Raw genomic sequence first — 20,482 nt, 5'->3', positions numbered from 1 at the left:
ATTTCAACATAATCAACCATTGGCGCAGGGACAAACCCCTGAAATTTTGTAAAACATCGGAAAAATTCTGTATCATTTTTCAAAGAGCCGGGCAGTACCTTTGTCGTGTACAAAAACAGCTCAATCATGAAAACACCTCTTCTGATTCGTATTCGCCAATTTCTCAATGTAACGGTTGATTTAAATGTAAAAACAATGAAAAGTTTATTTCAATCCATACTCATTCTGACTGCCTCTGCACTGTTTATAACGCTCCGTGCCCAACGCGTTACGGGTACCGTTTTTGAGCGCAATGGAGCAGAAAAAAAATCACCTTTGGTAGGTGTAAATATATTTTGGGCCGAAACTTCATTAGGCACCATCACTGATTCACTGGGCAGATTTGACATAGCTCGCTCTGCCAAGTCAAACCGACTGGTATTGAGATACATCGGATTCAAAACCGACACGATAAAGGTCACTTCCGAAAACAATTTTGAGATTGTGATGAAGCCCGAGGGCCAACTGGGCGAAGTAGTAATACGCGGCACCTCTTCCCAAATTGACCGCATGAATCCGATTCAAACCGAAATCATCACGACCAAAGCCTTGGCCAAGGCGGCTTGTTGTAATTTATCGGAAAGTTTTGAAACCAATGCCTCAGTTTCGGTAAGCTATAGCGATGCCGTAACGGGTGCCAAACAAATCCAGTTTTTAGGCTTGGGCGGCCAATACGTTCAAACCAACGTCGAAAACGTACCCACCATTCGTGGGTTAGCGTCTACATTTGGAATGAGCTATATTCCAGGTACTTGGATTCAGTCCATTGATGTGGCCAAAGGAGCGGGGTCGGTGGTTAATGGCTACGAAAGCATGACGGGCGCCATCAATGTAGAACTCGTAAAACCCGATGCGCGCGAAAAACTGTATTTCAACACCTACGTCAATCATTTGGGGCGCGGCGAAGTTAATCTGAACCTTAATCGAAAGTTATCCGACAAATGGGCTACGGGCTTTCTTACCCACGCCAGCACGCTACAAAATCGTGTCGACAACAACGGCGATGGCTTTCTGGATTTGCCACTTTATACCCAATTCAACGGTATCAACCGCTGGCAGTACAAAAGCGACAAAATGATGGCTCAGTTTGGGATTAAAGCGCTCTACGAAGACCGATTGGGCGGGCAGACAGGGTTCCGCCCCGACAAACATCGCGGAACGGCCCAATTTTATGGCTTTGGAAATAAGACCAATCGAATCGAGCTTTTTTCTAAAACCGCCAAATTGTACCAAGACAAACCCTACAAAGGCTTAGGACTGGTATTGAATGCCTCATTGCATAACACAGACTCTTACTTTGGATTTGTAAATTATGACGGTCGGCAACGGACCCTTTATGGAAACTTGATTTATCAATCCATCATCAACAATACAAATCATCAGTTCAAAACGGGCATCAATTACCTGCTGGATGATTACCGCGAAACCTACAAAGACAGCCTCATGACGCGCACGGAATCGGTTCCGGGAGCATTTTTTGAATATACATACAACCACTTAGATAAATTTACGCTCGTGGCTGGTTTACGCGCCGACTATCACAATCTGTTTGGTGCTTTTGCCACACCACGCCTGCACCTGCGCTGGCAGCCTTGGGAAAACACCACCTTGCGGGTGTCGGGAGGGCGTGGTCAGCGTACCCCCAATGCTTTTGCCGAATACTATGGGTATTTAGTAAGTGGACGTACGGTGCGTTTTTGGGGACAAAAAATTCAGCCCGAAGTGACTTGGAACTACGGCCTCAGCCTGACCCAAACCTTCCATTGGTTTGATAAACACTGGGATTTGGTGCTGGACTATTACCGAACCGACTTTCAAAATCAACTCATTGTCGACACCGACCACGCCACACCGTTGGCTTCGCACCTGTATTTTTACAATTTAAAAGGTAAATCTTTCTCCAACAGCTTTCAGATTGAGCTGAATACGCTACTATCTAAACGTACAGAGGTAAAATTGGCATACCGTTTGTTTGACGTATGGCAAACCATGGGACAACCTTTCGGAAATTCTGTGTTACAACAACGCATGATGGTACCGCGCGACCGGGTATTGTTCAACATTGGATATAATCTTCCGTACGACAAATGGAAGTTGGATTTGACAGTTCAGTGGAATGGCCAAGCGCGCATCACCGATCCGATGCAGTCATTGCAGGCCACCATTGACCGCAAGCCTATGCCGATTTTGTATTCACAATCGTTTATGAATGTAAATGCACAGGCATCACGAGCGTTCAAAAAGTTTGAAGTATATCTGGGAGGGGAAAATTTAGCAAACTTTAAACAGCCCAACCCAATCATTCACGCAGAAGACCCCTTCAATAAGTATTTTGATGCGGGTCAAACTTGGGGGCCCGTGGTTGGCCGCGTGATTTACGCAGGTATCCGGGTAAAAATCAAAGATTAGGAACATTTTCAACTAAAATTTACACATAAATCAATCAAGCAATGAAACAGTTAACATTCGTATTCGCGTTAGTTTTGACAATCGTTTTTGGGGCGGTAGCCAACAAACCTGGTAAAGAAAAAGAGGTAAAAATCAAAACCTCAGCCGTTTGTGAAATGTGCAAAGAGCGCATTGAGAAAAACCTCACCCTAAGTAAAGGCATCTCAGAAGCAGTACTAAATCTGGAAGACAAAGTGGTAACGGTCAAATACAACCCCAAAAAAACCGACGAAGCCCAAATCCGTAAAGTGATTACCGAAACGGGTTACGACGCCGACAATTTGGTGTGCAGCCAAACGGCCCACGACAAGTTGCCAGAGTGCTGCCAAAAAACAAGCGAAGCGCACTCGCACTAGAAATTAGATTTTCAAACTATTTATAAGGAGCCCCAAAAGCTCCTTTTTTATTTTACATTATTTTCTGCAATAAAAAAAATGCAGTTCAATTTTGCAATAAAAAAATTGCAATGTAATTTCAACGAAAATTTTTAAGCTATGAAACTAAGTATTGGCAAGACCGCCACAGGTGATAATTTTTTCCTTCGAAACGACATTGTTCATGAAATTTATGAAGCGCTTGAAGAAGGACAAAATCTACTACTTTCTGCTCCTCGGCGGGTGGGTAAAACGTCTATCATTCATTACCTCAAAGACAATCCGACCCACGAATATTATTGTGTTTATGTTGATACAGAAGATGTTATCGATAGTCAAACTTTCTTTAAAGTACTCCTTAAAGCTATTTTCGACATCGAAAATAAAAATCGTTTTCTGAAAACCATCGAAAAAGCAGGCAAGAAAATTAAAGGTTTTCTAAGCAGTATTGACAACGTCGAAGTAGGCGGAGTCAAAATAGATTTCAATGAAAAAGCCGATGAAAAGCTTGATTACTACGAAAAATTCAAAGATTTTCTGGAAAAAGTGGATTTAGATAATCGCAAAATCCTGCTGATGATTGATGAATTTCCGGTTACGATTGAACACATTCGTGACGAGCAAGGCGAACAAGCCGCTCGGAATTTCCTCAAACAAAATCGAGCCATCCGCCAGAATGACAAATACAATCAGAAAATCAAGTTTATTTATACGGGTTCAATTGGCTTGCTTTCAGTAGTCAAAAAACTCAACGCAACCGCCGATGTCAATGATATTCAGACTTATAAGTTACGTCCACTTTCGTTAAAAGATGCGCTAGAGTTGGCCAAAACGTTACTCGAAAACTATCAAATTGAGGCTTCTGAGGAGGCTTTGACATACTTATTGAAAGAGAAAATCGAATGGTTAATTCCGTTTCATATTCAGTTGGCTATCAAAGAAATCCGTGATTTATACCGCATAGAATCTCGCGAAGTGAACAGGACATTTATTGACCTCGCTTTCAATGAGCTAGTCCTAAACGGAAGCATTTACCTCGAACACTACCGAGGGCGTTTGAGTCAGGTTTTTAATCGAAACGAATTGTCATTGGTACACGATTTACTCAAAAAACTCGCTGAATATCAATCTGTAGCCGAATTGGAGTTGTATGATTTGGCCGTAAAGCATCGCCTCGAAGAATCGTTCAAAAATATTCTACTAACACTCGAATACGACGGGTACATCGCGGAAGCGACTGAGAAACAATGGCGGTTTTATTCTCCAATCCTCAAAAAATGGTGGTCAAAAAATGTCTGATAAAAAGCTAAAATACCTATTCAATCCTCCCCAAAAAGAGCCACTACAACTCAAAGCAGAGTTTGTGGTTAGAACGGCGGATTTTGAGCAACTATTTACGGATATTCAGGAAGATACTATGCAGCACCCGCCGCAGCATTACATGATTTTAGGGCAAAGAGGCATGGGAAAAACGACACTTTTACTGCGTCTTAAATATGCGGTGCTAGACGATGAAAAGTTGAATCAATGGCTCCTTCCTGTGCTTTTTAACGAAGAACAGTATTCGATGCCCGATTTGGCGGCATTTTTTGAACACATTGCCAAAATCCTCGCTGAAGACCACCCCGCTTACGAAACGCTTTTGGATGAAATGCGAAAGCGTGAGTTTGAAGCCGATTACGACCAAAAAGCCTTTGAAATTTTAGTGGATTATTTGAAACAGAACCAACAGAAAATCATCGTTTTTCACGACAATTTTGGGCAGTTTTTGGAGAAAATCGGCAAAACCGCCACGCACCGCCTCCGCAATATCCTGATGAATTCGCCACACCTGCGATTGGTGGGGGCGTCGGCTACGCTGCTCGAACATACCTTCGATTACAAAGAGCCTTTTTTTGATTTTTTTTATCAGATTCGGCTCAAAGGCATGACCGCCGACGAAACCATTACGCTTTTTGAGAAATTGGCCGAAAATGAGGGCAAAAGCGAGACTTTTCAGGAAATGCTCAAGACCCAACGCCCGCGCATTGAGGTGATGCGTAAGCTATCGGGCGGCGTCATACGCACGATGGTGATGCTCTTTGATGTCTTTATGGACAACGAAAAGCAGGACAGTTTCAAAGACTTGGAGGTGATTCTCGACCGCGTAACACCCCTCTACAAACACCGTATGGACGACCTCAAACCGCAGCAACAGCTCATCGTAGATGCCGTGGCCCGGGCGTGGGATGCCGTAACCGTGAGTGAAATTGCCGAATTGGCCCGCTCGGAAAGGCAAGGGTTGAAAACCAATCAAATATCAGCCCAACTCAAACAATTGGTTGATAACCAAATCATTGAAATAGAGCCACGCACCACAGGCCGTACCCACCTCTACCGCTTACAGGAACGATTTTTCAATATTTGGTACTTAATGCGCTACTCTACCCGCCAAGACAAGCAACGGGTGATTTGGTTTGTAAAGTTTTTGGAAGGTTGGTGCGATACCAACGACCTCAAACAACTCTTTGAACGTTTTGAGAATAATTTAGAGAAAGGTACTTATGAATTGAATACGGTTTTTGATAGGGCGTTGGCGTATTCGATGGTGGATAATGAGGAGATCTCAAATGAAAAGTTTAAACTCATACCGATAGCAATTAATCATTTGAAAAAGAAAGGATATGACGAAAAACTTTTAGAAATTCTTAAAAATGAATATAAAAATATCACAAGAAAAATAGTAAATCAACTACTTGATGGTACAGTCTTTAAAGTTCAATCCTCAAAGAATAGAACTTCTGAATATTCGGCAACTTATTTGCAAAGATTTATAAAACAAATAGAAGAATTAGAAAAAGGGACATTAGCTAATGCCATCAATGCTCTTTTTATGATTATAATCCATTGTTTAATTTTAAATAAAATCTCCCTGTCTCTCCAATTAATCCATAAAATCAACACAAATTTAAAAATAGAAGATGTTTATGATTGGCAATGGCAAGAGCTTTTTTCTCTTCTAATTGCTAAAAAACAGTACCACACAGTCCATCAACTTTTTGAAGAGGTTCCTCAACTCAAAGACCGCTTAAAGCCCATTTATTTCCTCACGATGGAGTATCTCAAAGATGAGTACCCCAATGAGTATCTGAAAGCAGGTGAGGAAATGAGGGAAACGATTGAAGAATTGAAAGAACGGGTGAAATGGTTTGAGGACAATTTGAAATAAACGAAAACGTCACCCTCTCCAATCAGACAGGGTGACGTTTTACAAATAGTTACTGCGCTTTCACCGCATCTACTTTGGTAATTTGCCAATTTGTATCAAAAAAGCCTGCTTGTTTTACACCTTTGGTGCCTTCTTTCAGCATATCCGCTCCGAAGATAAAATAGTCAGGGAAACCGCTCCCCCCCGTAAAATATTGGTTTGACTCGGTAGCCAACATTCCTGCCAAACCTGAACCAGCCACGACCGCCACCGAAGCAACGGGGCTATCGGGGCGCGGATAAGTAAAGTAAGCCGCCAAATCATCGCCCACGATTTGCTCCTCTCCTATTTTGATACTTCCCCGTTGGATTTGAATCGGACTTTGACTCAACAAAGCAGACCAAGCGCCGTTTGTGGTGGCATTCCCAAACAAAACGACACCCCGGTCAGGGTAAGCCGCAGGGGTAAACTCACGGTCCGAGATGACATCAACGGCCCCGTTGCCGCGATAATACCAAGTTTCGGCGTCATAGCGGGCTTTGTTATACGCCCATTCGTTTTCCTCTTTGGTCCCCGTCGTTCCATACACAAACACCATTCGGTAATTAAATGCAGCCTTAAATGTACCGTTGCGGTGCGAGCCTCGTTGGGCCAGTGCTGGTTTTTCGACCGCTTCCCATTTCTCTTTTTTTGTAAAATACAGCGGCTTCTCATCCAAAACACAGGCGGCGCATACCACCGTTTCGTCTACTGTTACTTTGAAGGTCTGGCCTTTGGCAAACGCCCCCGGCATTATCATTATGGTACGGGCATTTTCGGTGGTAATGATGACACTTTTATCATTAACATTTCTTTTGGCTTGAATCCGGCTGTAATTGAGCGGAGTTTCCTGTTGTTCAATCCCCGCCCATAAATAATTTGCCGAAATGGCTGGATTGGCCGTCGTAAAATCAATCACATCCTTTTCTTCGGCATTTTTGCTGCGATGCCATTTAAAAAAGTCAAACAACGCAGGCCAATCTACACTGTGATCGCCGTACCAATGCGAGCCGTTAGGGTATTCATAATACGAAAAATCGTTGTGAAAAGCACCCAATACTTTACGCATCGTACGCGCATATTCTACCGAAACGGTACGGTCGGCATCTCCGTGAAGCACGTAAATGCCGCTGGCTTTATAATTTGAAGCCAAAGCCATTACATTACTAGGATTGCTGGCCCGAAGCAGCATTTTTTCCATTGGATTGGTGCTATTTTCAGGAATCTTCCCGTCGGCCGAGCCGTAGCCCATCAGCGTCGGGTACCCCGCGCAGGGTGCCACTCCCGCCCATTTTCCAGGATATGTTGCCCCCAAATACCAAGACCCATGCCCACCCATCGAGTGGCCCGTCAGGTATATTTTTTGGGGATGCGGTTTAAATTTCTTTTGCGCAACCTCCAATACTTCTAAAGCATCAATTCTTCCCCAATCTTCCCAATTGAAACCACGTGGCCGGCGATTGGTGGGAGCAACCAAAGTTCCCCATTCTTTTGGTTTATAGGCTCTTGCTTGCCCGATTGCCTCCACGCCCGCACCGTGTACTGACAAAAACAGCGCAGCTGTGTCCGTTTGTCCACCTTTTTGGGGTGCAACCCCAAAATATTGAACGCTTCCGTCGATGCCGCTGATAAACGTATTGCTGTAATGTTCATTGGACGCAACCGCCTGCAATTTAATGGTGCTTTGGTCAACGGCTTTGCCATTTTGTAGCAGGGTAAGTTCACACACAACGTCGCCTTTTTGCTGGACCGCGCTCGCATCCATTCTGAAACCTACTTTTCGAGAGTTCATTGCCGAAACCACGGGAACCTCAGAAATCATTTCTTTTCCCTGAATAAAGGCCCGAATTTTCAAATTTGTTAAGGGTTTTTCGGTCAAATTAAATAGCACAATTCCTCCCAAAAGTTGTCCGTTATTTTCTGAAAGCACTACATTTGGCAAGGTTATATCTGGAGTGCTTAACTGAATATTTTTTTCAGAAAAAATCAACTCCGCCGAAACACCCTGAAAGCGTCCACCCATCCCCACTCTTACCAAAACCTCGTTTAGCCCTTTTTTCAGTTTGACAGGACTATACATATACCCATAGCGATTTGCATCACCACCTCTAGGGGCGCCGTTGAAATACAGGCCCGCGTGACCCGCCACGTGCAACAACGCCACGGTTTCTTTGGGGGAGGTGTAGGTCAGGTATAAATATCCATTCGTCAAAGCATTGTGCCGAAACCGATGCGAGGTGTCGGTGGTGATACGTTGCCATTTCTGCTCTTTTCCTTGCGCATCAGTCAAAAAGACCTTCCCCTCTGCGGGTGTTTGGAAAGTTTTGCGAATCAATTGGTAGGTTAATTGGTCAGTATAGATGGCTTCTCTCCCGTATTGGTGGCAAGGCCCAACCGCGAGTCCTTCTTTGAAGGGCACTGCAGTTTGTGCAAAACCAAAATGAACGATAAACAAACCGCCAAAAATCAGTAAGTAAAGAGCTTTTTTCATGCGAGTGGATAGTTTTTAATATTTTTTAAAATAGAAACAAATATAATTTTTTTGCAGACAACATGAACGGTAAATAAGCTTTCAAACAATAATAAAAATTAATGTGTAGGATATGTGAATAATTAACCGTACTTTTATGGCCTAATACTTTAAAGAAAAAATAATGCAAGAAGGCGTAGTAAAATTTTTCAATGATACCAAAGGATTTGGTTTTATAACTCCATCAAATGGAAGCCAAGACATTTTTGTCCACGTTACAGGTCTTACTGAAGACATTCGTGAAAATGACAACGTGTCTTATGATGTCGAAAATGGTAAAAAAGGCTTAAATGCAGTTAACGTAAAAGTTATCTAATTTTATTCATAAAGATCATTCTGTAAGAAAGCCGCTTCCTTCACTGGAAGCGGCTTTCTTTTTTGATCATTCCCCAGACAATCAACCACTGGGCCGCGCTATAAGTCGTCATGACAAAAAGCGTTGAACCCTCAAAATGATGTAGGAACTTATTGACCGCAATTCCCGAATCAGACGCAATAAATAATACAGCCCCCACCAAAACCCAAGCGTAGCTGGCTGAACTCACGGAACCTTTTCGAAGGGCCGCCGCTGCCCCCATTGCGCAAAGGCAAATTGAATATGCAACCACTGGGACCCAAAGACCCTGTTTATCAGCAGATTGAGTGAGTGGTGGATATAATATCACCAGAAAAATCAGCGCGTATAGGGCAAACGGCAGCGTCAACCACCACCAAGTTGAACGTAGGAGCGATTTTCCAGTCGAGGTCAGAGTCTTGCTAAAAGCAATGATGTAAAAAATTTGCATGACCAAAAAAGAGCCTAAACCCGCCACAAACAGGTCTTTTCCTCGAATCATTAAAAATATATCTCCACCTAGACCAAACCACATCCCTATCCATAAGTAAGGATAAGACTTGCGGTAGTTGCTCGTCCAAAAAAGCAGGGAAAGCATAATCAATGGCTTAAATAAATAAACGCCCTGCCAGAAACCAGCATAGCCAGAAGCAATTTCAGCCACCACAATAACCGAAAAAATAAGTAGTTTTAAACGCATAAAATCTGTCAGAAAAGTTAAGAAAATTAACATGTAGGGGCAATGTAGGGGCAGGGTTTACCTCTGCCCAAAGTCACAAAAGCATCGGTGTAAACCCAGCCCCTACGGTTGTTCTTGGCAAAGTTCAATCAATACTCCGTTGGTGCCTTTAGGATGCAGAAAGCACACTAATTTATTGTCAGCTCCTTGTTTTGGAATTTTATTTAATAACATAAACCCCTCTTTTTCAAGCCGTTGCATTTCAGCCAAAATGTTTTCTACCTCAAATGCTACATGGTGGATACCCTCCCCTTTTTTCTCAATAAATTTGGCAATGGGGCTATCGGGATTTGTCGCTTCCAGCAGTTCGATTTTCGTTTGGTTAATTTTAAAAAAAGAAGTTGTTACTCCCTCCGACTCCACGGCCTCGTGTTTGTAAGGCTTTGTGTTAAAAAGTTTGGAAAATAATTCGTCGGAAGCAGCAATGTCCTTGACCGCTATTCCGAGATGTTCTACGTTAACAAACATAATTTTATCTTTATTTTTACAAAGCTAGACGTATATTGAAAATAACCATCAGAGGCAGCAAATCCACCAACGATTTTTCTCTAATTTTTGGGGTTAAATTATTTCAAACGTTTGCATATATCTTTTGCAGTAAAAGGTTTATTTCTTAAAAACTTAATAATGTATATTTGCTGAGTTATAAGCGACAACTCCAATTTTACCTTTCATATACTCATGAACGCAACGACTTTCAGCAATGCCGAAATAGCCCCTTTGGCAAGTTTAGATGAGTGGGAAGACGACCTTTTAGTTCGTTATCCCGATCCTGACAGCATCGCACAGGCCAAAGCCAAGGAAGAATTCCGCAATTATGACACTCCCGCCCGCGACACGGTGACTGAGTTTTATCGTCTCAACCACAAGTATCAGACCTATGACTTTGTGATGGAGAAGGAACGCAACTTCCTTAAGTTTGACAAAAAGGAAATGACCCTGTGGGAATCATTTGATTTTCTCAATACGTTGGTCGATGATTCTGACCCCGACATTGACCTTGATCAGCTTCAACACTTGCTCCAAACCTCAGAAGCCATCCGTGCCGATGGTCATCCTGATTGGTTTGTGTTGACGGGTTTATTGCATGACATGGGAAAAGTGCTTTGTTTGTTTGGAGAACCTCAGTGGGCGGTAGTAGGTGATACTTTCCCCGTAGGCTGCCAGCATTCCGACAAAATCGTTTTTCCTGAGTTTTTCGGCGCCAACCCAGACGCGCACGATGAGCGTTATAATACCAAATACGGCGTGTATGAGCCCAATTGCGGCCTGCGCAACGTACACATGTCGTGGGGGCACGATGAGTATTTGTACCAAATGACCAAGAATTACTTGCCCGAGTCGGCGTTGTATATGATTCGTTATCACTCGTTTTATGCACAACACCGCGAAAATGCCTACACGCATTTGATGGACGAGCATGACCACGAATATTTCAAGTGGGTAAAAGTTTTCAATCCTTATGATTTATACACGAAGTCGCCAAAGGTTCCAAACTGGAAAGAGCTTCGTCCATATTACGAGGATTTAGCCGCTAAATATTTACCAGCAACGCTCAAATTTTAAATTTAGTCGGCAGTTTGCAGTTGACAGTAAGCAAGAATTAATTCATACCTTTCTGCAAACTGCCAACTATAAACTGCCAACTAAACTATGGCTGCTGACCGCCCCGTTACGATTAAAGACATTGCCCGGAAGTTTAAATGCTCTCCCTCCACCGTATCAAGGGCGCTCAACAATCATCCTCTAATCAACGAAGATACCCGTCGAAATCTTCAGGAGTATGCCCAAAAAGTTGGTTATCAACGCAATTCGGTTTCCCTCAGCCTTCTTAACAAACGAACGGGAACTTTGGGCGTAATCGTCCCTACCCTCAATCATCAACACGAAACTGCCATCATCGACGGCTTGCAGTCCATTCTTCAACCTTTGGGGTATTTGATGAATATCTGTGTAAGCAATGAAAGCTATCTCCTTGAAAAAGAATACGTTGAAAAGCTGTTAGCCAACCGGGTTGAAGGTATTTTCCTTTCAATATCTCAAGAAACCTACGACTCAGGGCACTACGAACATTTGGAAAGCATCATTCAACGCAAAGTCCCCCTCATTTTTATTGACCGCGAATACGAAGGATTTGATGCCTGCCGGGTTACCATCGACGATTATTATGGTGCCTTTGCCGCCACCGAACACCTCATTAAAATGGGATGCCAACGGATTGCTCATTTGAAAGGGCCGCATGGTCTGGCCGTGACCGAGCAACGCTACAAAGGCTACGTTGATTGCCTTGCCAAATATCAATTTCCTTTGGAGGAGGAGTTGATGGTAACGACCAATTTTGGGGTAGAAAGCGCCATTATTCCTACCCAACGCCTTTTGGACCTACCACATCCCCCCGACGGGATTTTTGGGGTGAATGATCAAGTAGCGATTGGGGCCATGTATGTTGTGAGAGAAAATGGTCTCGAAGTGCCCAACCAAGTTGCAATTGTGGGATTTGATGACTCTCCCATCTCAGCCTACATTCACCCTACACTTACCACCGTAAAACGTCCCGGAAAACAAATCGGAACGGAGGCTTCACGGATATTTTTAAGTCAATTAAAGGATTCCTCTCCCAATCAGCTTACTGAAAATATTGTTTTATCGGCCTCACTCATCGTCCGAGAGTCTACCTTAAGAACCAATATTTCCCCCGACCAAGGCTCTTGATGGTAATTTTTTGCTACGCGTTAAGATTTTGATATTGTAGGGGCGGTGGCGTCATTACGACATTAAAAGTCAGATTCTACCCCGATGGGTTTCTGAATTGGAGTAATCGTCTCTCTCAACTGATTACTGGTTTTGGTACTTCCATCGTGCGACCACCCTGGGGGGTTAAGCACGTACTTAACCTTAGTTTTCAAATCTACATCACGCTTCAAATCCTCTACGATGGCCTTCCATTCATGAAAAACTGTATGACCAATACCCCGTTGGGCAAGGGGCGTAGTTAATCCATATTTTAAAGAAATACTTGCTTCTTCCTCCTGAAAAGTCCCGAATATTCTATCCCAAATAATGAGACACATTCCCATGTTCTTGTCTAAATATTCTACGTTGGAGGCATGATGCACCCGGTGGTGCGAGGGAGTAACCAAAATATATTCCAAAACGCCTAATTTCCCGACATAATTGGTATGTACAATAATGCCGTATATTTGCGTAATGGCATACATCAATATAATATCGGCGGGACGAAAACCCATCAGAACCAACGGAATAAAATAAACAAAACGATACAAAGGTTGAAATACCGAAGAACGAAAACCCGTGGTAAGATTAAAATACTCGGAAGAATGATGGGTAACATGAACCGCCCAAAACAAACGACAATAATGATCGACCACGTGCAGTACGTAAAAAAGGAAATCTTCGGCCAAAAACAGCAATAACCAATATCCATAAACGTTGGTAATTTCGGTAAAGTGATATTGATAAAACCATACCAAAATAACGACATAAACGGCACGGAAAGCTAGATCAATTGCGCCGTTAAAAAGCATTAACAAAAAATTGGCAAGCGTGTCCCTAAACGAATAGTTCTGGCGGTGTTGCCAATGGCTCACTAAAGCTTCCAATGCAATTAGTAGTGCATAAAATGGTGTCGTCAGTTGTATTAACGCTTGTTCTAATTCGTTAGTCATTAGAAAAATACTATTTTTGTGCGGCAATTTAAGTAAAAACAACACATATTTAACATGATAAAGTTGACAATGTCAACGAAATTTTGTATTATAAGCTAAAATACGGACACAAATAACATGGTAGGAATAATAATGGGCAGCATTTCAGATTTAAAAGTAATGCAAGAAGCTGTCGATATTTTAAAAGAATTTGGGATTGATTTTGAAATAGACATTGTTTCGGCCCATCGTACTCCCGAAAAAATGGTTGATTATGGCAAAAACGCGCGCCTTAGGGGCTTGAAAGTCATCATTGCGGGGGCAGGCGGAGCCGCCCATTTGCCGGGGATGATTGCTTCCTTAACAACATTACCCGTAATTGGCGTCCCTGTCAAAAGTAGCAATTCAATAGATGGATGGGACTCTGTTCTTTCGATTTTACAAATGCCATCTGGTGTGCCAGTTGCTACCGTAGCCCTCAACGGTGCACGGAACGCGGGAATTTTAGCCGCACAAATTATTGGTACGTCAGATACAACAGTTGGTACGAAACTTGAGCAATACAAAGAAGACCTCAAAGTGAAAGTAGCCGAAATGAGCCTCGAAGCCCAAAAAATGAATGCCCCCAAATAAAATAAAAGGCATCATTGTAAGGCACAAAATTTTCACCTATTTTGAATCAGATTATACCAAGTTGGGGTTTTATGGCTATAAAATACAACCTTTACACTTTGGAAATCGACTAAAACACCACCAAATCAAATGTCAGAGAACGAAAATAGAAATCGTCGCCCTGAAGAATCATCAAAGTTGCCTTATCTTTCGTTAGGCGTTTTGGTTTTGATGATTGCCGGATTATTGTACGTTGGTTATGAATACATCGCCGACGACGCTGCCGATGTAGATCAGCTTCTTAATACTCCTTTGGACACCACAGGTCGGGAATTACAGCCCATACCTAACGAAAACGACCAGTTATCGACGGTGCCTCAATCTTCAAAAGAGACAACAAGCAGTACCGCAGAAGAGAAAACGAACGATTCTCCCAAAGTAGAAGAAACGGTAACTCCCACCCCTCGACCTGCCGACGAGGATGAAATTAAAAAAACCGAAGAAAAAACCCCTGAAAAACCAAAGCCAGTCGCGGTAGATCCTGGAGGTGTGGAAATTACCCACACTGTTCAGAGTGGTGAAACATTTTACGGCATCGCCAATCGGTACAATCTAAAGAGTGGCACCCTTAAAGGAATGAATCCAGTCATAAAAGATGAAAGTACTGATGTAAAATCAGGTGTAACCCGCATAAAAGTTCGCGTTCAGGCCGTTCATACGGTTGGGCCTGGCGATATTTTGCGGGTCGTAGCCGAAAAATATGGCGTAACTGTTGAGCAACTGATGGCTGCCAACAAGAAGACTAAAAACTTTACCGAACGAGGCGAAAAACTGATTATTCCTTTTCCAGAAAAGAAATAGTTAGCTGACTTTGGCCAGCCGTTCTTTACGGCCGAAAAACTCCGAGATGGTTGGTTCTGAAGCGCTTTTTACCTCTTGTTCGTTGTAAAACATTAAACTCCAGTTTCCATCGTGGTCTTCCACTAAGGCACTCAACGATTCCACCCAATCACCCGAATTCATATAAATCAATCCGTCTATTTGCCGAATAGCGGGTTGGTGAATGTGTCCGCAGATGATTCCGTCACAATTCTGTGAACGGGCCAGCTCAGTTAGCTTTTCTTCAAAATCAGAAATATAACTGACCGCCGCCTTTACCCGTTGCTTGATTACCTGCGACAATGAGTAATACGGAAGCCCCTGCCACGCGCGATAATGATTATAGAGTTTATTGACCCAAAGCAAGAATGTATAGCCCATATCGCCCAAGTAAGCCAACCATTTTAGGTTGGTAGTGATGCTGTCAAAAACATCTCCGTGGGTGATGTAGAAGCGCTTAGTACCCGATTTAAGAATATAATCTTTTCGAATCTGAAACTGCTTCCCCAATCGAAGCGGCCTGATACGGTCTAAAAAATCATCATGATTACCACGCAGATAAATTACCTTTGTGTCATAATCATCCATCATTTTCAGGACTGTCTTAAAAAATGCGGTGTGTTTTTTCTTCCACGATCCGTATTTCCTCAACTGCCATCCATCAATGATATCGCCGTTAAGAATCAACTTTCGGCATTTATATTGTTTCAGGAAGTTAGTAACTTCTTTGGCCTTCGAGCCTTTCGTACCCAAGTGCAGGTCCGAAATGACGATTGTGCGAAAATGGATCTTGCTTTTCATGTACTCAAAAAAAGCATTAATCCATTACTTATTCATTATCAGCAATTTACCTTTTTAATATTTTTTTTTTTTGTGCAATAACATTTGAGTAATAAAGAATAATCTACCCAAAACAACATCCACTAATCTCCTGATATTCAACACAATAACATTATTGATTAGATATTAATAATCCATGAAGATTTGGTAGTTTAGTACATTTGGAGGAACTTTAAAAACAAAATAGTCATTTAAGATACATCAAAATTTTATTAGCAAAACCGTATACATACATGGAAAACCCAGTATTGATTTTTGGGGCAAAAGGTTTAGGAGTGGTTGCATTAGATATTTTTCAGCGCAATAACGTAGTAGTGTATGGCTTACTGGACGATGACCCTAATTTACACAACACCCAAATCGGTGAATACACCGTTTTGGGAAGTACCGACGACGACGGATTTTTAAAACTCATCGGCAAAAAATGTGAAGCATTTGTCGCCATCGAAGCACGTGCCGAACGGCACGACCTCGTCGAAATGCTCAACGAGCGACGCAGCATTATGCCCGTCAATGCCATTCATGATACGGCCATCATTTCTTCTTTTGCCCAAATCGGCCACGGAAATTTGATTGGTGCCCGCGTAGCCATCAGCTCCAAAGCGGTACTCGGCCACCATTCTATTTTGCACACTGGTGTCATTATCGAGCACGACGCCATCTTGGGTGATTATGTAAATATCGGCGCAGGAAGCATCATTGGCAGTGGCGTGGTGATTGATCAGGATGCCTTTATCGGGTCGGGAGTCACGATTATTTCGGGCGTAAAAATCGGCAAAGGGGCCAGCGTAGGTGCTGGTTCGGTGGTGGTAGAAAATGTACCCGCAGGTAGTCGGGTTTTTGGAAATCCTGCCAAGAAGGTATAATATTTTAACACAGAAGGGACCTCAATGAAGGAAGTCCCTTCTTGTGTTAAAATTCATAATGAGATTGAAAACAATCAACGATTTACGGCCTCAAAAACCCCCATCCCATTAAATACCGCCCCACGTTGAATCTCTAATTTTCGACATTGTAGCTTGCCCAACGCAGGGGTTACCGCAATTATGTGCGGTGTTTTGATAAGTACGTCATCATAAGGATAAGGCACGTGCCCACAACTCCAAATAGCAGCGTTGTTCCATAAACCCGAAGCGGTACTCTGGCATACAGCGGGCGGAATAAATCCCGCGGTTTTGGAGGTAGTATCAGCCCATATCTTACCCGTATCAGTCAATCTAAAAAACTGATTTTCCGTAGATTGAACCGCCGTCAGAAATTGTGTACCAGGATTTGCTATCGTAGGGCGCGCTCTGAAGGGAGCCAAATTGGCCGATGGCGCACTTGCCGAATAATTCCCCTCCCCCCAACCTGTCGCTTCGTGCCCCTGCAACCAAGCGCTGTACCAAGTAAAGTTCCATTGATTGGCGTTGAAAGAACCGTTGAAATCGGGAGTAGTAATCGACATAGTTTTGAACGCCAATGAATTTTGGTACGCTCGTAGATTTTCTGATTTGACACGCCAGAACTCCCATTCACTAAAAGTCAGGTATTTACCATAGAAACGGCCATTGATAACCACATAGCTTTCCCAGAGGTAAAAATCTCGATAATCCACCGGTGATCCCATCCCCGTCGGATTAAATACCGGGTTTATCGAACTACCAAACACTTCCTCAATCTCACCTGTATTCACAAAAGCGTTCAAACCCTGCGCATGAATATATCGCACCGCACTGTCTTGCCTAGCACGGGTCACGTTTTGGGCGTATCCGTAGTCATCTAAAAAAATGCCTTGTACCCCCATCGCTTTCCAAAGATCTACATGGGTACGTATCTCGGCATTGTTCCAAGGAGTCCTGCCAGCAATATGCCTTCCCAACCAGATATAGCCAAATATTTTTACATTGCTCTTAATGTTGGCGATGATGGTCTTAGTATTGACATGGTCTCCATGGCCTGATTGCTCCAAGCCCTCGCCTAGCACTACGTATTGGTATTGCCTGAAAATATTACTCGCCGCCGTCAAGTCACCCGCCGCTCCGTTGATAAGCGACGGGTACCCGTAATAAATAAGAAGATTTTTAGGGAGTGTTTGGGCTAGGGGGGTATGGGATATTGTACAGACCAAAAAGCCAAAAAGGATGGTTTTCATAGAGGCTAAAATATGGAAAATATGCCTTGATTAATTAATGGATTGTGCAGACACCACCTAACGTCAAACCGTAACCCATTTCACATATACTACTGTTTATCAATCCATTACTAACCAATTTGCTACTACCTTTATACCTTGAAAGATGTATTCTCTACAATAGTTTAATCGAATATTTAAGAGAACTACTTGCGGGCAATTGACAAATAATGTGAGTCGGCAATATCGTATACGAAGTAGATAAATCCGCCAGCAACGAGTGAATTAGCTATTTGACCAATCACTGGAATGCCATGTAACCAGAATGCGAGAAATTTTAGAAAGGAGCTGACAACCACCATCTTTGTACAAAACCAGACAAGGTCGCTTACGTTAAGTGCATCATAAGATTTGGCAATTTGGTAAACCATGACTACCTCGACCGCGATGAGTACGAAAGAAGCTCCTGGAAATAGTGCAATAAGTGCGCCAATCACAACATAAATAAACTTCATATCTAAATCAAATATAAGTTAAAAATGAATGTCAATTACTGATTAAAATACTGCCTTGTTGATTTAGTTAGCTTATCAGCTGAAAACCAAAACCTGTCCAACAAAGGCGTTCAAATTGTCGACTACAATCCATAAATGGAAGCCTAAATACTACCCTAGGGAAGGTGCAGCTCGTCAGGCGAAGTACGCTCAAGTAAAGTGCTTAATTGATTCAACAGGCGTCCGTAGGGGCTGATAGATAAGGAAGCAAAACTTAACGAATGCGAGTAATTTACAACATTCTCGTCGGCCTAAACGCCTGCCTTAGGAGGCGTGTTGACAGAAAACCAACCTGTGCAGAGCAAGCCAACGTACTACCTTCTTTACTCAAAAACAAATGCAAAGGATGATGATGACCTGAAAACCCATAAATACAAGGCCGCCCCCTCTTCTTTCCAACTCGTAACATCTCCTAACAAAGAATTTAATGACACAACATTGGTCCATATTTGGTCACCTTCTCGATCTGTATAACAATTCAAATTCGGCAATCCTTCTGATCTTCTTTTCTGGCTAGACAACTGAGAGTTAAATGTACAGACTGAAGTCACAATATGTTCGCCGGCATTGCTATAAACAGATACTTTGTATGTATTGTCGTATACACTACTTATAATAGCATATGCCGCACTACTGGTCCATTTAACAGGCCATTTGTCCCATTGACTATAATAAGAATTATAGTTTATCATTTTATATCTTATAAAATTGACTCTAACGCCCTGAGCAATAGCAGTTTTGCTTCCAACAAAACAGAATAACACCAAAACTAAAAAAAGTTTTTTCATTTCAAAAGTTTGTTTAAAGTGCTTTTAGCAGAATGAAAAATATTAAATCCCTCCCTCACGGATTCGTGAGTGTCCTGTCAATTAAAACCTTCCCCGCGGCCTTCCACAAAGAGTATTGTATGCGCAGGAAGGCTTACTGTTTGCCGCAATACATGCAGACAACTTTGCGAAAGAGTAATAGTATCAGAAAGAGTAACCATAATAGTAAGATGATTAGAATCAGTTTTTTGTATTCTCAACCTCTAAAATGTTTAGGAATAGTAATAACATGGGTGGTAAACGGGCGAGCTCTCTTTTATAAAGCCTAACCAAAGCTCCAATCTGTCAGATTAGTTCCAAGAATTAGCGGTTAGCACAAAAAACACCAGACGCTTTTTGGAATGATATCAGATAAATTCACCTCAAGACTAATTTACCTTCCAGTTAAAATCACTTAGAAATTCATTTTTTGTATAATAGCCAGTAATCAACTTTATAAAACATGTTGCTGTAACAAGCTTATCATCTACATTGATGTAGGTGAGGCGGCCGTTTTTATTTTGTGGCACATAAAAATTATCGGCTGTGGGAGAGCTTAGGCACAATGCCGACTTCAATACCAGTACGGACGTCGACCAATACCATAGCCCACTCCCCCCCCCACCACTACTCCCACGCCAAAAGCCTGAGCAGGCGTAAGTCCACCCGAACGATAACGAGGCGAAACCGATCTGGTGTTGGCGATCCAATTATCTCTTTGTTGGCCTGCAATGAGTTTGGGATTTTCGTAATTAATAGTGCCAGGCACCCACACTACTTCGAGGCTCTCGTTGGGTTTTATGAATTGATAGCCCGGAAAAGGTGCGTATTTGTCTTGGTCGGGTAGTGAAATCACTTTCAAATCTTCGTACGAGTGGTTGGGGTCCCAAACAGCATCGGTAAAAGTATCACCGTCGTAGATAAATTTATAGCCCGTTACAGGTTCCCATTGGCCTTCAGAGGGGGCAGACCAAGCCATGTAATCGGGATGTTGTAAGCCTGCTTTCCAGGCGGTTTGTAAGCTTTTTGATTTATCCACAAACTCATAACCAGGCAGCGGATTCCATACCCCTTCGGTTTCGGAGGTTTCGGCTTTAAACTCGGGATGAGGTGTTCCGGCTTGCCATTTTACATCAGTATTTTGCCAGAAAAATCGAGATTCGGCATTGTCTATGCCCATCCAGGTGTAGCCTTCGGCAGGTTTGGCCATAAACGGCCCAGCCACGCCTACTTTGGAGGTCATGGCTACCGTGAGATGCCAAATACCTACTAGGCCAGCGACCATGAAGAGAATAAATTGGGGGTTTTTGACGTCTTTCATGA

19 protein-coding genes are annotated in these 20,482 nt (G+C 42.7%); 10 read left to right on the top strand and 9 right to left on the bottom strand.

The window, feature by feature from the left end; genetic code table 11:
* Positions 1-195 precede the first annotated feature (195 nt).
* From DVG78_RS00270 to DVG78_RS00255, 4 genes are all read left to right on the top strand, one after another.
* On the top strand, positions 196-2,448 hold the full coding sequence (locus DVG78_RS00270; RefSeq protein ID WP_114459587.1) for a TonB-dependent receptor: 2,253 nt from the start codon (positions 196-198) through the stop codon (positions 2,446-2,448).
* 41 nt (positions 2,449-2,489) lie between these two features.
* The gene (locus tag DVG78_RS00265) at positions 2,490-2,843 is read left to right on the top strand and encodes a heavy-metal-associated domain-containing protein (RefSeq protein ID WP_114459083.1); all 354 of its coding nucleotides are present in this window, start codon (positions 2,490-2,492) and stop codon (positions 2,841-2,843) included.
* Between the two features lie 138 nt (positions 2,844-2,981).
* The gene (locus tag DVG78_RS00260; RefSeq protein WP_114459082.1) at positions 2,982-4,160 is read left to right on the top strand and encodes an ATP-binding protein; all 1,179 of its coding nucleotides are present in this window, start codon (positions 2,982-2,984) and stop codon (positions 4,158-4,160) included.
* The gene (locus tag DVG78_RS00255) at positions 4,153-6,069 is read left to right on the top strand and encodes an ATP-binding protein (RefSeq protein ID WP_114459081.1); all 1,917 of its coding nucleotides are present in this window, start codon (positions 4,153-4,155) and stop codon (positions 6,067-6,069) included. Before DVG78_RS00260 ends, DVG78_RS00255 begins: the two co-directional genes overlap by 8 nt.
* 49 nt (positions 6,070-6,118) lie before the next feature.
* On the opposite strand, the gene DVG78_RS00250 is transcribed toward DVG78_RS00255, so the two are convergent.
* On the bottom strand, positions 6,119-8,578 hold the full coding sequence (locus DVG78_RS00250; protein WP_114459080.1) for an alpha/beta hydrolase-fold protein: 2,460 nt from the start codon (positions 8,576-8,578) through the stop codon (positions 6,119-6,121).
* 163 nt (positions 8,579-8,741) lie between these two features.
* On the opposite strand from DVG78_RS00250, the gene DVG78_RS00245 reads away from it, so the two are divergent.
* Entirely contained in the window at positions 8,742-8,933 is a 192-nt protein-coding gene (locus DVG78_RS00245) for a cold-shock protein (protein WP_114069813.1), read from the top strand.
* Positions 8,934-8,973: 40 nt separating this feature from the next.
* On the opposite strand, the gene DVG78_RS00240 is transcribed toward DVG78_RS00245, so the two are convergent.
* The gene (locus DVG78_RS00240; protein ID WP_114459079.1) at positions 8,974-9,684 is read right to left on the bottom strand and encodes a lysoplasmalogenase; all 711 of its coding nucleotides are present in this window, start codon (positions 9,682-9,684) and stop codon (positions 8,974-8,976) included.
* 69 nt (positions 9,685-9,753) lie between these two features.
* Positions 9,754-10,158: a methylmalonyl-CoA epimerase gene (mce, locus tag DVG78_RS00235; RefSeq protein ID WP_114459078.1), complete on the bottom strand. Its 405-nt coding sequence runs from the start codon at positions 10,156-10,158 to the stop codon at positions 9,754-9,756.
* Positions 10,159-10,371: 213 nt separating this feature from the next.
* Here mce and DVG78_RS00230 point away from each other — a divergent pair, with 213 nt between their 5' ends.
* Both DVG78_RS00230 and DVG78_RS00225 read left to right on the top strand, forming a co-directional pair.
* Positions 10,372-11,256: an inositol oxygenase family protein gene (locus tag DVG78_RS00230; RefSeq protein ID WP_114459077.1), complete on the top strand. Its 885-nt coding sequence runs from the start codon at positions 10,372-10,374 to the stop codon at positions 11,254-11,256.
* A gap of 87 nt (positions 11,257-11,343) precedes the next feature.
* The gene (locus tag DVG78_RS00225; protein ID WP_114459076.1) at positions 11,344-12,402 is read left to right on the top strand and encodes a LacI family DNA-binding transcriptional regulator; all 1,059 of its coding nucleotides are present in this window, start codon (positions 11,344-11,346) and stop codon (positions 12,400-12,402) included.
* A gap of 62 nt (positions 12,403-12,464) precedes the next feature.
* Here the strand turns inward: DVG78_RS00225 and DVG78_RS00220 are convergent, their stop codons facing one another.
* A complete protein-coding gene (locus tag DVG78_RS00220) occupies positions 12,465-13,376 on the bottom strand; it encodes a sterol desaturase family protein (protein WP_114459075.1) in 912 nt (303 codons plus the stop codon).
* A gap of 117 nt (positions 13,377-13,493) precedes the next feature.
* Here DVG78_RS00220 and purE point away from each other — a divergent pair, with 117 nt between their 5' ends.
* The gene (gene purE, locus DVG78_RS00215) at positions 13,494-13,988 is read left to right on the top strand and encodes a 5-(carboxyamino)imidazole ribonucleotide mutase (RefSeq protein ID WP_114459074.1); all 495 of its coding nucleotides are present in this window, start codon (positions 13,494-13,496) and stop codon (positions 13,986-13,988) included.
* A 129-nt stretch (positions 13,989-14,117) separates the two neighbouring features.
* A complete protein-coding gene (locus tag DVG78_RS00210; RefSeq protein WP_114459073.1) occupies positions 14,118-14,828 on the top strand; it encodes a LysM peptidoglycan-binding domain-containing protein in 711 nt (236 codons plus the stop codon).
* On the opposite strand, the gene DVG78_RS00205 is transcribed toward DVG78_RS00210, so the two are convergent.
* On the bottom strand, positions 14,829-15,647 hold the full coding sequence (locus DVG78_RS00205; protein WP_114459072.1) for a UDP-2,3-diacylglucosamine diphosphatase: 819 nt from the start codon (positions 15,645-15,647) through the stop codon (positions 14,829-14,831). It lies immediately after the preceding gene.
* Positions 15,648-15,919: 272 nt separating this feature from the next.
* Between DVG78_RS00205 and DVG78_RS00200 the strand changes: the two genes are divergently transcribed.
* Positions 15,920-16,552, top strand: coding sequence for an acetyltransferase (locus DVG78_RS00200; RefSeq protein WP_114459071.1), 633 nt, complete (start codon positions 15,920-15,922; stop codon positions 16,550-16,552).
* 74 nt (positions 16,553-16,626) lie between these two features.
* Here the strand turns inward: DVG78_RS00200 and DVG78_RS00195 are convergent, their stop codons facing one another.
* The 4 genes from DVG78_RS00195 to DVG78_RS00180 form a co-directional block, all read right to left on the bottom strand.
* Positions 16,627-17,820 carry a putative glycoside hydrolase gene (locus DVG78_RS00195; RefSeq protein WP_114459070.1) on the bottom strand — a complete coding sequence of 398 codons (1,194 nt, stop codon included), beginning with the start codon at positions 17,818-17,820 and terminating at the stop codon, positions 16,627-16,629.
* Positions 17,821-18,005: 185 nt separating this feature from the next.
* Positions 18,006-18,314 (bottom strand): hypothetical protein, encoded by a 309-nt coding sequence (locus DVG78_RS00190; protein WP_114459069.1) that lies wholly within the window; start codon positions 18,312-18,314, stop codon positions 18,006-18,008.
* A 362-nt stretch (positions 18,315-18,676) separates the two neighbouring features.
* Complete coding sequence (locus DVG78_RS00185; RefSeq protein ID WP_114459068.1) at positions 18,677-19,141, bottom strand: hypothetical protein; 465 nt, start codon at positions 19,139-19,141, stop codon at positions 18,677-18,679.
* Between the two features lie 592 nt (positions 19,142-19,733).
* Positions 19,734-20,480, bottom strand: coding sequence for a hypothetical protein (locus DVG78_RS00180; protein WP_114459067.1), 747 nt, complete (start codon positions 20,478-20,480; stop codon positions 19,734-19,736).
* Positions 20,481-20,482 lie beyond the last annotated feature (2 nt).

The sequence above is a fragment of the Runella aurantiaca genome (assembly GCF_003339505.1).
Classification (GTDB): Bacteria; Bacteroidota; Bacteroidia; order Cytophagales; family Spirosomataceae; genus Runella; species Runella aurantiaca.
This window is presented reverse-complemented; position numbering and strand designations above follow the sequence as displayed.